Below are 13,273 nucleotides of genomic sequence, written 5' to 3' on the forward strand. Positions count from 1 at the left end.
GCCATCGCTCAACGGATAAAAGGTACTCCGGGGATAACAGGCTGATACCGCCCAAGAGTTCATATCGACGGCGGTGTTTGGCACCTCGATGTCGGCTCATCACATCCTGGGGCTGAAGTCGGTCCCAAGGGTATGGCTGTTCGCCATTTAAAGTGGTACGCGAGCTGGGTTCAGAACGTCGTGAGACAGTTCGGTCCCTATCTGCCGTGGGCGTTGGATGATTGAAGGGAGTTGCTCCTAGTACGAGAGGACCGGAGTGAACGAACCTCTGGTGTTCGGGTTGTCACGCCAGTGGCACTGCCCGGTAGCTAAGTTCGGAATCGATAACCGCTGAAAGCATCTAAGCGGGAAGCGAGCCCTGAGATGAGTCATCCCTGACCCCTTGAGGGTCCTAAAGGGCCGTTGGAGACCACAACGTTGATAGGTGGGGTGTGTAAGCGCGGCGACGTGTTGAGCTAACCCATACTAATTACCCGTGAGGCTTAACCATACAACACCCAAGAAGTGTTCTGGGCCTTGTAGCAAATACCAAGCGAACTACTAACTAATTCAGTGATAGCGACAAGCCAATAGGCAACCTCGTTACTCACGTCAGCTTTCTGGATTAAGAATTTGCCTGGCGGCCATAGCGCCGTGGAACCACCTGATCCCATGCCGAACTCAGAAGTGAAACGCGGTAGCGCCGATGGTAGTGTGGCATTCGCCATGCGAGAGTAGGACACTGCCAGGCACCCAATTAAACAGCGATGTGAAGAATCACGTCACTGGCTGCGAGGATGACACCTCAGAAGAAGCAGCAGAAAATTTAGCGAAAGCTAACCGAATGCGGAGCGGTAGTTCAGTCGGTTAGAATACCGGCCTGTCACGCCGGGGGTCGCGGGTTCGAGTCCCGTCCGCTCCGCCACTAATTTGAAGGCCTTCCCTGATGGGAAGGCCTTTTTGCTATGGGCGATTTTGTCCATAAGACCCACAGGTTTGCATACCAGAACGAACACAAAGCCCAGTCTCACGACCGGGTTTTGATGTTTTAGCCTGCTGGTGAGCTGCCGACATCCCACCACGATGACAATACCTTCCCCTGTTGGCGTTCTTGCTACTGTTTCCACCTCTGTATCGCAGCACATCCCATCTTGGCCATATTGTTCCGCTGCGAGCTGATAGAGCTTGAGGATTAAATCAGGCCATCTTGCAATGGTACGTCATCACTTCCTCTTGTTTGTGTAATCCCCTTGTTTGTTTATAGATTTATTCCATTAAAACAGTCTCTTATCAAGAATGAGCTGTTTTGCAGCAGGAATACCATACGAGGCGAACGATAATGATTATTATTTGAATTGTTGGGATGGGGTAGTTACAATGCGGGCTGATTAATAAAGTGCTTTTCAAATGAGCCTTTTTTGATGCTGCACCTGGCCGGATGCCAAGGCGTTGTAACGAATGAAGTAAGGGAATACGCCACCTTCCTACTAAAAACGTTCAGGCTAAAACATGACAACAGTGAAACCGAACAAGCTTGCCTTGCTGGTCTGCTCCCTTCTTGCGACCCAGGCCCACGCAGCCAAACAAGAGGTGATGGTCGTCACCGCTTCCGGCTTCCAGCAGAAGATTGAAGACTCTGCTGCCTCCATCTCTGTGATTACCCGTGAGCAGCTGGAGAAGCGGGCCTATCGCGATGTGACCGATGCCCTGAAGGATGTTCCCGGTGTTGTGGTGACTGGCGGTGGCAGCAGCAGTGATATCAGCATTCGCGGTATGGGATCGAAATACACCCTGATGCTGGTTGATGGCAAAAAGGTGGATAGTCGTGGTACTCGCCCCAATAGCGATGAAGCTGGTATCGAGCAGGGCTGGCTGCCGCCACTGCAGGCGATCGAGCGCATTGAGGTCGTCCGTGGTCCCATGTCATCCCGTTATGGTTCAGATGCCATGGGTGGTGTGATTAACGTGATTACCCGCAAGACCACCGGTCTGGCCTGGCAGGGGTCGGTTCACGCAGATTCGACCTTCCAGGAGAACAAGGATGCCGGTAATAGCTTCCAGACCGATGCCTATACCGCAGGTTCATTGATCGATGGCGTGTTGGGGCTGCGCTTCAATGGCCAGCTGGCTCATCGTGGCGAAGACAAATTTACCCAGGGTTTTGCCGAGCAGGAGACTCGCAGTGGCACGGCAGTGCTCAGCTTCAAGCCTGATGAGCAGAATCGCTTCGATCTGGAGGCCAGTCGCAGTCTGCAGGATCGGGATCGCACGGCCGGCAATTCGCTGGATGTCAAGGCGACAGATAGCCTCTATCGCTACGAGCGCACCAACTATGCGCTGACCCATGATGGTCAGTATGATTTCGGCTCTTCCAGCAGCTATCTGCAGCAGGAGGCCAACAGTAACCCCGTTCGCAAGATGGAGCTTACCAATACCATCGCCGATACCCATACCCAGTTTATTCTGGGGGATCATTACTTGAGTGTCGGTGGTCAGTATCGTTATGAGGATCTGCACGATCAAGGCAATGCCCTGACAGTGGCCAACCCTGCCGAGCAGCTGACCCGCTGGAGCTGGGCAATGTTTGTCGAGGATGAGTGGTCACTCACTGACAGCTTTGCCCTGACCGGAGGCGCCCGCATGGATCGGGACCAGAACTACGGCTCTCACTGGAGCCCTCGTCTCTACGGCGTCTGGCATCTGGATGATAGCTGGACGTTGAAAGGAGGCGTCTCGACCGGCTACCGCTCCCCTGACTTGCGGATGTCGGCGGCCAACTGGGGCCAGGCTACTGGCGGCCGCAGTCAGGATGGCGTACTGGTCGGCAACCCTGATCTCAAACCAGAGACCAGCGTGAGTGAAGAGATCGGCCTGCTGTGGAACGGTCATCAGGGGCTCAACGCCGGAGTGACCCTGTTCAACACCGACTTCAAGAACAAGATCTCCGAAGTGCGTCGTTGCACCAGCAAGAGCGATCCCGCCTGTACCCTCAATGGTCACAGTTATGACTTCATCAGCGATCGGGTCAACGTCGACAAGGCGAATATGCGCGGGGTCGAGGGGATGATGGATTGGGCTATCAATGAGGATTGGTCGGTCAGCTCCAGCTACACCTTCACCCAGTCCGAGCAGAAGAGTGGTCCACTGGCGGGTCATGCCCTCAACCAGAGGCCCCGCCACATGCTCAACGGTAGTGTTGACTGGCAAACCACCGAGGATCTCAGCCTCTGGTCACGGGTCAACTTCCGTGGCGAGACCTCCGAGTACCTGAGCCGGGTCAAGATGGCGGAGGGGACCCCTTCCTACACCTTCTTTGACATGGGCCTGGTCTACAAGGCCAACAAGCATCTGGATCTGACTGCCGGGGTCTACAACCTCTTCGACAAGACGGTGGATTACAGCAGCTATGGCACTGTGCTGGATGGTCGCCGTTACAACCTGGGCGTGACCTACAACTTCTGATAGGGAACCACTCATGCGGCCGCCATCTTCCGATGGCGGCCGTTTTTATTGCGTGTCCGTCAGAGGGCTATCCCTGATAGGCGGCGGCTTGCCAGGTATTGCGCCCCAGTCCCTTGGCCTGATACATGAGGGCGTCAGCCTGCCGTAGTAGCTGGTCGGCATCAGCCTCTCTCTCTGCGGCGACCCAGACTGCCCCGGTGCTGATGGAGAGGGCCACCTCGCCGCTGCTGGTGTGCAGGGTTTGCCGGTTGCTCTCCAGGCAGATACGCTCGGCCCACTCTTCTGTCTCTGCCAATGTGGCCAGCGGTAGCAGCAGGCAAAACTCTTCGCCGCCGATGCGGGCCAGCAGAGCCTCTTTGGGCAACAGGTTGGTCACAGTCGTGGCCAGCTTTTCCAGCAGCAGATCCCCGATGCCATGACCAAAGCGGTCATTGGTCTCCTTGAAGTGATCCACATCGAACAGCAACAGGGCACAGGGCTCCCCGCTTGCCAGTCGTTGCTCCATGGCGGGCATGAATGCCCGTCGGTTGAGCAGACCGGTCAGGGGGTCGGTACTGGCTTGTTTCTCCAGTCTGGCGTTGGCGCGGCTCAACTCGGTGGTACGGCTGGCAACGGCGCGGCGCAGTTGCACTATGTAGGCCACCATGATCAATGCCCCGGCCAGCAGTAGCCAGGGACCGAGATGGATGGGGTAGACGGTTTCGACATGCATCCATTTGCGGATGATCCGCTCCCGATCGCTCTCTTTGAGCTTGGCGAAGCCCTCTTCCAGCCGGTTTAGCAGGGCAAGGTCACCCTTTTTCACCGCAAAGCGGATCTGGTCGGTATAGAGGTGGCGAACCGGAATAAAGCGGGTGGGATCGTCCGAGGTATAGATGTAGAAGTTGGCGACCTGCAGATCGGCGATAAAGGCTTTTATGTCACCCCGAAAGGCCGCCGCCAGCAGGGTGTCATTGTCATTGAAGGTCTGCAGTCTGGTGCCGGGGAAGTAGCGTCTGGCGTAATACTCCTCGTAGCCACCGACTACCACACCGACCGTTTCATGGCGCAGGTAGTAGTGGACATCGGTGCCGCGCAATTCGCTCGAGAAGAAGAGCTGGGAGTCGAGCTGGGCGAGCGGCCGGCCATAGTCGAACAGTTTGTCCCGCTCCGTTGACCAGAGCAGTCCGGCGTGAACGTCCGCGTTCCCCTCATGGAGCAGATCGAGGGAGCCTTGCCAGTCGACCAGCCTGAACTCGATCTTCTGGCCGGTGACCCGGGCATATTCACGCCACAAATCGATCAGCAGGCCATCCGGCTGGCCCGACTCATTGATATAGGAGAAGGGCTGCCAGGCTTTGGAGTTGGTAATGATGATCGGCTCTTCCGGGGCTTTGGCCCAGGCAGGCAGAGCAAGGGCGAGCAGCAGGAGCCCCCACCCGATACTGACTATGACTCCTGTCTTGGAAGAGGCCATCCTTGCTCCAATCCGTTGCCGTATACCGTCCCGTGGTCATCGATTATCACCGCCTTTCTCATCGAAGAACAAGCGCTCAAATGATGAAGTTTGCATGATGCAAATGGCGCCATGACAAGGCTGGCGGATAGAGTAACTACTTACAGCGGCAGGCTGATCCGCGCCTCCAGTCCCCCCTGTGGCCGATTGAGCAGGGTCAGCTCGCCGCCGTGCTGATGGACCAGAGTGCGGGCGATGGAGAGCCCCAACCCGACACTGCCGGACTCGGTGTTGCGCGCTTCATCGAGCCGCACGAACGGCTTGAACACATCCTCCAGCCGCGCCGGATCGATCCCCGGCCCGTTATCGCAGACCCGGATCAACAGCTCCTCCTTGCGCCGCTCCAGCGACACTTCGGCGCTGCCGGCATATTTGATGGCGTTGCCGATCAGATTCTGCAGCACTCGGCGCAGGGTGTTGGCCCGACAGGCGTAGACCTCTTTGCCCTCCGCCAGACAGGTGACCGGCTGGCCGGTATCGGCATAGTCATCGCACAGGCTGACCAGCAGGCTGACCAGATCCAGCTCGCGGGTAGCCTCCTGCTGTCCCTCCTCGCGAGCAAAGCTGAGGGTGGCCGCCAGCATCTGCTCCATCTGTTGCAGGGTCTGCTGGATGCGCTCCTTGTCCTCACCATCGGCCAGAAACTCGGTGCGCAGCCGCAGGCTGGTGATGGGGGTGCGCAGATCGTGGGAGATGGCCGCCAGCATCCGGGTTCTGTCCTGCACGAAGCGGTCGAGCCGGGTGTGCATCCGGTTGAAGGCCTGAATCGATTCGCGGATCTCGGTCGGCCCCTCCTCTTTCAAGGGCTCGATATCCTCGCCCCGTCCGAGCCGCTCCGCATTGCCTGCCAGCTGCTTGAGCGGGCGGGTGGCACGGCGAAACAGCAGCACCATCAGTCCGATCACCAGACTGGCGACCAGCATCAGGTTGAAGGTAGTCTGCCACGACCAGCTGCCAGCCTCCTTGTCGACCAGCGAACTGAACTGCAGCCAGCCCCCCTGCGGCAGTTCGATGGAGCCATAGAGACGCATATCCCGCGGCGGCGGAGGGCCCTTGCGATCCCGCATCATGCGGGCATGATGTTCCCACGCCTTGCTGCGCTGAGTATCCTCTTTCAGCTCGGCGCTGATCTCGACCGTGAGGCCGGGGGGATAGTTGAGGCGCGAGCGCACCAGCTGCTCGAAGCGGGGGCTGCGGTTATCCGGTTGCAGCGGCTCGTCGGAGAGGCGCAGCAGCAGGGTCTCGCTGCGGCTCGCCTTGAGGATCTCGTCATAGAGGGACGGGGGGAGAGGGAGAGCAGCCTGACCACAGAGATGATCCGCTGCATGGCGTTGCGGCTGTTGACGAAGCCGAGCGCCTCCTCCCGATCCGTGCGGTAGATCTGGATACTGAGCAGCTGGATCAGGATCAACCCCGCCAGCGCCACCAGAATGATCTGGCCGGTCAGCCCCTTGGGCCACATCCGTGCCCATAGCCGTTTCAGTGCATTCACTACTTATACCTGCGTCACATCGGCCGAGAACATATAGCCGCCACCCCAGATGGTCTTGATCAGCTCCGGATTCTTGGGATCCCGCTCCAGCTTGCGGCGCAGGCGGCTCACCAGGGTATCGATGGCGCGATCGAAGGCTACCGCCTCGCGGCCACGGGCCAGATCCAGCAGTTGATCCCGGCTCAGCACCCGCTGCGGGCGTTCCAGAAACACCTTGAGCAGATCGAATTCGGCGGTGGAGAGGCTCAGGCCCACCCCATCCTCATCGACCAGCTCCCGGCGATTGACGTCGAGCAGCCAGCGATCGAAGCGCAGATCCCGGGTCAGGGTCTCGGCGGCGGGTTGGTTATCCGCCTGGGTGCGGCGCATCACCGCCTTGATGCGCGCCAGCAGCTCGCGCGGATTGAAAGGCTTTGCCAGATAGTCGTCGGCCCCCATCTCCAATCCGATGATGCGGTCGGTCTCTTCCCCCATGGCAGTCAGCATGATGATGGGCAGGTTCGATTTGACCCGCAGCTCGCGGCAGAGGGTCAGACCATCTTCACCCGGCATCATCAGATCCAGCACCAGCAGGTCGAACTCCCGCTCCTCCAGCAGTCGCTTCATCTCCTTGCCATCCCGGGCGCAACTGACCCGCAGGCCGTGCTGTTCCAGAAAGCGCTTCAAGAGATCGCGGATCTCGCTGTGATCGTCGACCACCAGAATGTGGGTGTTGCCCTGGTTCATGAATACCTCCCCTGCTTGGCGTTGGCACGAGTATACGAAAATCCGCCCGGCGGTTTGTGTCAAAGTGTGCCAGATCCGCACGATGCCACACTCTGCTACAAAAAAGGGCGATGCTGGCAAAGTTCAGACACCGATAGGGTGTTTACTTGAGGGCAAGGCAAGAGCGCCGAACCAGAATCATCCCTACAGGAGATAGACCATGAAAAAGCTGACCAAAACCCTGCTGACCGCTACCCTGCTCCTTGGCTTGCCGCTGGGTGCCTATGCTGCCAGTGAAGCGGCCCCCACTGGCCAGCCCGGTGCCATGGTGGATTGCCCGATGGACGGTGGTGGCATGATGGGTGGCAAACACCACGGTGGTCGCCACGACAAGATGGCCCGCATGCAGAACATGACCCCGGAGCAGATCCAGGCCAACCTGCAGCAACGTTATGATCGCATTGAAGATCCGGCCAAGAAGGCGGAATTCATCAAGAAGCTCAACGAGCGTGCCGCCGGTATGACCAAGCACGCCGAAGCGATGAAGCAGTTCGCCGAAGCGAACCAGTAACAGCTCCAGCTGTTATCAACCCAAGGGTGGCCGAGGCCACCCTTTTTGTGATCGTATCGATCCATTTTCGCTCGAATCCTTATCTTGCTGTCGCTTATGTGAGCGATGGCAAACGCGCCGTGAGCGAATTGCAAGATAATGCCCGCTCATATAACAAGCTGCAGTTAGCAGTGGCCGAAAACAGGAGAGGGTATGGGTTGGGATCTGGGGACAATCAAGGGGCGATATACCGCCGTTTTTCTGGGATTCATGGTGGCGGTCTGTGTGCTGACCGTAATCGGCATCCAGTTATGGGTCAAACCCGAGCTGCAACGGGCGGGTGAGCAGAATCTGGTGCTGCGGGTCAGCGAGATTGCGACCGACATTCGCGATCAGCTCAACGGGGTGCAGAGCCAGTCACGCAGTATCACTCAGCTGGTTGCCCAACTGCCGAGTGAGCAAATCGATGCTGTTCTCCCTGCTCTGATCGATCAATATGGCAATGCCATGGTGTTTGGTGGCGGCATCTGGCCGATGCCGGATCAGCGGGAAGCCGGTCGCATCAAGTTCAGTACCTTCTTTCATCGGGATGGTGCCAACAAGCTGATCCCCAACACCTACTGGAACTCGGCCGAGGCGCCCAACTATTTCGAGCAGCCCTGGCACAGAGCCGGGCAGCAGGCGGAGAAAGGCATGTGTGTCTGGGCGGCGGCTTACAAGGATGGTGCCAGCCAACAGCCGCGCACCAACTGTGCCATGGGGATCTATCGTGACGGTTCCCTTTACGGGGTGTCCACCATCGATGTGACGCTGGGTTTCTTCAATGATCTGGTCGCCAAAAAAGAGCAGGAGATCGGTGGTCAGGTGATGATCGTCGAGGCCGACGGCAAGATCCTCAGCAAGAATGGTCGTTTGAGCGGGGATGTGGTGCTGGGCAACCTCTCATCTCACGGGGACTATCCCTTTGCCAGCGCCATCGCTAGCCTGCTGGGGCCGGGTAATGGCGCCGCGTTGCAGCGCACTACCTTTCAGGATCTGGGTGAAGAGCAGACATTGCTGATGCAACCCATCGAAGGAACCCCCTGGCTGTTGGCGGCGGCGCTGCCGACCAGCACCCTGACCCACGACAGTCAGGAGGTGCTCAAGACGCTGGCAGCGATCCAGCTACCGCTAGTGGTGCTGCTGTTTGCGCTGATGTTGATGGCCATCAAGCAGCTGGGCTGTCGACTCGACACCCTCAAGCAGAACATCGATGCGCTCTCGGCCGGAGATGCTGATCTGACTGCCCGGATCCGGGTCAAGGGGCACGATGAGCTGGACCATATCGCTCAATCGGTGAACCGCTTTATCGCCTATCTGCAGCAGATGATGTTGCAGGTGACCGAGACCACAGAGCTGATTACTCGTGAATTGGCCCAGCTGGATCAGCAGACGGGGCAGGCCAGACGCATTCTCGGTGAGCATGCCGCCGAGACCGATCAGATAGTGACAGCCCTGACCGAGCTCAGCTCCACTGCCGACAGTGTGGCGCACCACGCGAGCGATTCCGCCAGCTTTACCGAGTCTGCCAATGGTCAGGCGATTCAGTCCCGTCAGGTAGTGGGTCAGGCCTCTGCCAGTGTGGCGGCGCTGATCGATGAAGTGGATCTTGCTGCGACCAAGGTATTGGGGATGCAGGAAGATGCTCGCCAGATCAGCAGTGTACTCAGCGTGATCGGCGATATTGCTGCCCAGACCAACCTGTTGGCACTCAACGCGGCCATCGAGGCGGCGCGGGCCGGTGAGCAGGGGCGCGGTTTTGCAGTGGTTGCTGATGAGGTGCGCGCACTGGCGGCGAGAACCCAGAATAGCACTGCCGAGGTGGGGAGCATGCTCTCCCGGTTGACGCAGGGGGTGGCCGAAGCCGTGGTGGCCATGGAGCACACCAAGCAGAGCTGTCAGGTGGCGACCGAGAATACCGAGCAGGTGACAGGCGGGCTCGACAAGATGGCGGATGCCGTGGTGCAAATAAACGATCTGGGTACCCAGATTGCGACTGCGGCAGAGGAGCAGAGCCGGGTGACTGAAGAGATCAACCGCAACATGGTCACGATCCGCGACATGGTCAATCTGCTGGTGGATAACGGTCAGAATACCGAACAGAGTTCGGCCACCCTGCTGGAGTCCAATCGCCAGCTGGTGGCGTTGGTGCATCGCTTCAAGGTGTAACAAACCGATAATGAAAGAGGGGGAGCCCGGTGCTCCCCCTCTTGCTATCTGCGCCGATACGGGTGTTCAGCCCACTCCACCGGCCGAGCGAACTTAGCCCTGAGCCTTGTCGGTCAGGTCTACTTTCTTGACGGTTTCGCCTTCGAACTTGATGACCACGTTTTTCTTGGCGGCGTCGGTATCTTTCAGCAGGGTTTTGGTGGTTTCTGCCAGCAGCGGAGAGGCCTTGTTCAGGGCATCCAGATCATAGGTCCACACTTCCAGACCGGATTCAGTCTTGGTGGTGGCAGGAGCGCCCAGCTTCTCTTTAATAGCCTGCTTGTTGGAGCCGCCTTCCTTGATATCCAGTGCCTTCTTGATGGCTTCGTTGGATGCGCTGTCCACTGCACCGGATACGGCGGTATTAGCTGCATCCTTGACGCTGCTGGTGACGCTGTCGGTCAGCGAATCCATCAGGCCGGCATTGGCAAACAGGGGCAGGGTGGTGAGGGCAACCAGCAAACTCTTTTTCATTTTCTACAGCTTCCATGGGTTCAATGAGGCGGCTATGAAATCAGCAAAGATATTGGGCGTCAAGTGAGGCATGCAATTAACATTTCTGTTAACTGGATCTCATTTCTCACCAGTCGCAAACAGTTTTGGTATCTCCCGCACCAGCCAGCTTTTGGCCTTGCCCATGGTGTCTCGCCGCCAGGCCAGCACCACCTGCAGCTGATGGCGGTACTCGGGGCTGATCACCTTGAGCCGACCGGCCCGGATGTCCTCCTCAATCCAGCTCTGTGGCATGGTGCCGACCCCGATCCCTGCCAGCAGGGCATCCCGTTTCTCCGTCATGGTGCTGACAGTGAGGCGCGGCTGCTTGTCCAGCAGGCGGTAGGTGAGAACCGGTTTGCGAAGGGCTGTGTCGGCCACCGCGATGGCGCGGTAGCGGCGCAGGGTCTCGTCGGCCAAGGGTTCGGGCTCCTGATGCAGCGGATGATCGGGATGGGCGACGTAGAGCATCACCTCGTCCTTGATCACCTGATGCTTGATGCCGGTCATCATGATGTCCGGGTTGATGGAGGAGATCAGCAGGTCGGCACGACCATCTTCCAGACACTCCCAGCTACCCGCCAGCACCTCGGCCCGCAGCCGCAGTCGGGTATCGGTCTGCTCGGCCAGCTTCTCCACCAAGGGGTAGAGGGCCTGCACCGGGACCAGCGCATCGACGGCGACTGTGATGTCGGTCTCCCAGCCACGGGCCAGCGCCCGGGTCTCTCCCACCAGATGCTCGGCTGCCTCCAGCAGCACTCGGCCGCGCTCCAGCAGCATGCGTCCCGCCGGGGTGAACTTGGTGCGGTGGCCACTGCGGTCAAACAGCATTGCATCCAGTTCGTCTTCCAGCTTCTGCACCGTATAGCTCAATGCCGAGGGCACCTTGCCCAGCTCGTCGGCCGCCGCCGCAAAGCTACCGCGGCGGTCGATGGCATCCAGCACCCGGATTGCCTCCAGGGTCAGCGCCCGTTCCTTGTTCGATTCCTTGGCCATTCCTCACCTTCAATTTTTTTGAATATGTTTGCCAGTTTATCTCGCTAACAAGTTAGGTCATGTCACTTTAATATTCAATCAACGCTTAGGCAGGAACGTCGAGCGGCCAAATATGCGGGTAGTTCCGCACTGTGACACACCAAATCGGTCTGTCTGATGTCGGTGAAAGAACAACACACTATTTGAATAACCTCTTGTATGGATGCATTGATTCTGGCCGAAAAGGCCTTGGCAATGACATATAAAACAAGAGAGTGAATGAACATGAAAAACGTAATCAAGATGCTGGCCGTTGCAGGCCTGATGACCACAGGTTTCGCCCAAGCTTCCGTACCGGCTGACTTCAATGCCATGCCCGGCGTGCTGTTTGTGAACTGGAACGCCACTGCCGCACTGGATGGCAAAGCCAATCCGATGCTGGAAGTGCGTGACGAGTCTGGCGATCTGCTGGCATCAGTCCACGCCAACCTGACTGGCACCCAGCAGGTGCGGATCCCGAGCCGTACCCAGGGCAACCTGACCGTCAGCCTGGCTGACCAGAGCAGCGAATACCGTATTCCGTTCGGTATCGGTAGCGGCAAACAGCGTTAATCAACCGTCCCGGTAGGTGAGGAGCAGACCATGATGCAATTGAGAGCCGCAGAAGCGCGGGGCAAGGCCAACTTTGGCTGGCTGGACGCGCGCCACAGTTTCTCCTTCGGTCACTACTATGACCCGGAGTGGATGGGATACTCGGTACTGCGGGTGATCAATCAGGATCTGGTTGCGCCGGGTGGCGGATTCGCCACCCACCCTCACGCCAATATGGAGATCCTCACCTGCGTGCTGCAAGGCACCATAGAGCACAAGGACAGCCTCGGCCATGCCGAGCAGATCCCGGCAGGGGATTTCCAGCTGATGAGCGCAGGCAGCGGGATCCGCCACAGTGAGTACAACCCCTCGCAGACGGATCCTCTCTCCCTGTTGCAGATCTGGATCGAGCCAAACGAGTTCGGCACGCCACCCGGGTATCAGCAGAAGAAGATCGAGTCCAGACCGGGCATGACGCTGGTGGCGTCACCGGATGGCGAGGCGGGATCGCTGCGGATCCGCCAACAGGCCCGCGTATGGCGGCTGGAGCTGGCCCCGGGCGAGACGCTCGAATGGGCACTGGCTGGCCGACACGGTTACCTGCAGATGATTTCAGGGGAGTTGACCGCCAACGGTCTGGCTGCCCGACCCGGCGACGGGGTACTCAGTCGTGATGAATACCGGTGGGAGCTGGTTGCGACCAGTGCCAGCCAAGCTCTGTTATTTGACCTACCCTGAAGCAGTCAGCGGTGATGTGACACAAACGAGGAATATGAAATGGACAAGATGAAAGATGTAGCACTGCTGGCGGGTCGTGTACTGCTGGCGCTGATGTTCGTAATGGCGGGCTGGAGCAAGATCGGCGGTTACGCAGGTACCCAGGGCTATATGGAAGCGATGGGCGTGCCGGGCTTTATGTTGCCGCTGGTGATCCTGCTTGAGCTGGGTGGTGGCCTTGCCGTCGTGCTGGGTCTCTTTACCCGCAGCCTCTCCGTGCTGCTGGCCGGTTTCACCCTGATGGCTGCCTTTATTTTCCACTATCAGCCTGCCGAACAGATGCAGATGCTGATGTTTATGAAGAACGTCTCAGTGGCCGGTGGTTTCCTGGCCCTGGCGGCGGCCGGAGCAGGGGCTTTCAGTGTGGATGCCCGTCTCGGCAAAAACTGGTAATGCCCTGAAGAGTCAAGTTTTCCAATGCCTTTTGGCCGGTGCAACTGCACCGGCTTTTTTCTGTCTGCGTTTTCCGGATAGGTGAGGTGGCGCGTCAAATCTGCGGAGCCCCTCA

Annotated in this window: 10 protein-coding genes, 1 tRNA gene, 2 rRNA genes and 1 pseudogene (1 of these 14 only partly in view); 9 read left to right on the forward strand and 5 right to left on the reverse strand. The window is 58.5% G+C overall.

The window, feature by feature from the left end; genetic code table 11:
- The 4 genes from ACTG19_RS14200 to ACTG19_RS14215 all read left to right on the forward strand — a co-directional run.
- A 23S ribosomal RNA gene (locus ACTG19_RS14200) occupies positions 1–490 on the forward strand; it begins 2,400 nt to the left of the window's first position.
- A 125-nt stretch (positions 491–615) separates the two neighbouring features.
- A 5S ribosomal RNA gene (gene rrf / locus ACTG19_RS14205) occupies positions 616–730 on the forward strand.
- Positions 731–827: 97 nt separating this feature from the next.
- Positions 828–904 (forward strand) — tRNA-Asp (locus ACTG19_RS14210).
- 584 nt (positions 905–1,488) lie between these two features.
- Positions 1,489–3,441 (forward strand): ligand-gated channel protein, encoded by a 1,953-nt coding sequence (locus ACTG19_RS14215; protein ID WP_263718884.1) that lies wholly within the window; start codon positions 1,489–1,491, stop codon positions 3,439–3,441.
- 67 nt (positions 3,442–3,508) lie between these two features.
- On the opposite strand, the gene ACTG19_RS14220 is transcribed toward ACTG19_RS14215, so the two are convergent.
- From ACTG19_RS14220 to ACTG19_RS14230, 3 genes and pseudogenes are all read right to left on the reverse strand, one after another.
- Positions 3,509–4,897 (reverse strand): transporter substrate-binding domain-containing diguanylate cyclase, encoded by a 1,389-nt coding sequence (locus ACTG19_RS14220; RefSeq protein WP_439989184.1) that lies wholly within the window; start codon positions 4,895–4,897, stop codon positions 3,509–3,511.
- Positions 4,898–5,037: 140 nt separating this feature from the next.
- A pseudogene (locus ACTG19_RS14225) lies at positions 5,038–6,398 on the reverse strand (ATP-binding protein).
- A 33-nt stretch (positions 6,399–6,431) separates the two neighbouring features.
- Entirely contained in the window at positions 6,432–7,154 is a 723-nt protein-coding gene (locus ACTG19_RS14230) for a response regulator (protein WP_042052907.1), read from the reverse strand.
- Between the two features lie 199 nt (positions 7,155–7,353).
- Between ACTG19_RS14230 and ACTG19_RS14235 the strand changes: the two genes are divergently transcribed.
- Positions 7,354–7,704 (forward strand): hypothetical protein, encoded by a 351-nt coding sequence (locus ACTG19_RS14235; protein WP_421320671.1) that lies wholly within the window; start codon positions 7,354–7,356, stop codon positions 7,702–7,704.
- 192 nt (positions 7,705–7,896) lie between these two features.
- Entirely contained in the window at positions 7,897–9,891 is a 1,995-nt protein-coding gene (locus tag ACTG19_RS14240) for a methyl-accepting chemotaxis protein (protein WP_439989185.1), read from the forward strand.
- Positions 9,892–9,984: 93 nt separating this feature from the next.
- Here ACTG19_RS14240 and ACTG19_RS14245 read toward each other — a convergent pair whose 3' ends face one another.
- Entirely contained in the window at positions 9,985–10,404 is a 420-nt protein-coding gene (locus tag ACTG19_RS14245; protein WP_236287766.1) for a hypothetical protein, read from the reverse strand.
- 99 nt (positions 10,405–10,503) lie between these two features.
- Entirely contained in the window at positions 10,504–11,418 is a 915-nt protein-coding gene (locus ACTG19_RS14250; protein ID WP_043821788.1) for a LysR family transcriptional regulator, read from the reverse strand.
- A gap of 258 nt (positions 11,419–11,676) precedes the next feature.
- Between ACTG19_RS14250 and ACTG19_RS14255 the strand changes: the two genes are divergently transcribed.
- The 3 genes from ACTG19_RS14255 to ACTG19_RS14265 are packed head-to-tail and all read left to right on the forward strand — an operon-like array spanning position 11,677 to position 13,158.
- Complete coding sequence (locus ACTG19_RS14255) at positions 11,677–12,009, forward strand: hypothetical protein (RefSeq protein ID WP_041202176.1); 333 nt, start codon at positions 11,677–11,679, stop codon at positions 12,007–12,009.
- Positions 12,010–12,039: 30 nt separating this feature from the next.
- Positions 12,040–12,726 (forward strand): pirin family protein, encoded by a 687-nt coding sequence (locus ACTG19_RS14260; protein ID WP_439989187.1) that lies wholly within the window; start codon positions 12,040–12,042, stop codon positions 12,724–12,726.
- A gap of 39 nt (positions 12,727–12,765) precedes the next feature.
- Positions 12,766–13,158, forward strand: coding sequence for a DoxX family protein (locus tag ACTG19_RS14265; protein ID WP_005336513.1), 393 nt, complete (start codon positions 12,766–12,768; stop codon positions 13,156–13,158).
- The last annotated feature ends 115 nt before the right edge of the window (positions 13,159–13,273 follow it).

This window comes from Aeromonas sp. 3P, from assembly GCF_051919745.1.
Classification (GTDB): domain Bacteria; phylum Pseudomonadota; class Gammaproteobacteria; order Enterobacterales; family Aeromonadaceae; genus Aeromonas; species Aeromonas veronii.

What these genes read in the sequence shown, in the direction of transcription:
- ACTG19_RS14245 (WP_236287766.1), bottom strand. Translation starts at nt 10,404, where the DNA reads ATGAAAAAGAGTTTGCTGGTTGCCCTCACCACCCTGCCCCTGTTTGCC.
- ACTG19_RS14265 (WP_005336513.1), top strand. Translation starts at nt 12,766, where the DNA reads ATGGACAAGATGAAAGATGTAGCACTGCTGGCGGGTCGTGTACTGCTG.
- ACTG19_RS14250 (WP_043821788.1), bottom strand. Translation starts at nt 11,418, where the DNA reads ATGGCCAAGGAATCGAACAAGGAACGGGCGCTGACCCTGGAGGCAATC.
- ACTG19_RS14255 (WP_041202176.1), top strand. Translation starts at nt 11,677, where the DNA reads ATGAACATGAAAAACGTAATCAAGATGCTGGCCGTTGCAGGCCTGATG.
- ACTG19_RS14260 (WP_439989187.1), top strand. Translation starts at nt 12,040, where the DNA reads ATGATGCAATTGAGAGCCGCAGAAGCGCGGGGCAAGGCCAACTTTGGC.
- ACTG19_RS14220 (WP_439989184.1), bottom strand. Translation starts at nt 4,897, where the DNA reads ATGGCCTCTTCCAAGACAGGAGTCATAGTCAGTATCGGGTGGGGGCTC.
- ACTG19_RS14235 (WP_421320671.1), top strand. Translation starts at nt 7,354, where the DNA reads ATGAAAAAGCTGACCAAAACCCTGCTGACCGCTACCCTGCTCCTTGGC.
- ACTG19_RS14230 (WP_042052907.1), bottom strand. Translation starts at nt 7,154, where the DNA reads ATGAACCAGGGCAACACCCACATTCTGGTGGTCGACGATCACAGCGAG.
- ACTG19_RS14240 (WP_439989185.1), top strand. Translation starts at nt 7,897, where the DNA reads ATGGGTTGGGATCTGGGGACAATCAAGGGGCGATATACCGCCGTTTTT.
- ACTG19_RS14215 (WP_263718884.1), top strand. Translation starts at nt 1,489, where the DNA reads ATGACAACAGTGAAACCGAACAAGCTTGCCTTGCTGGTCTGCTCCCTT.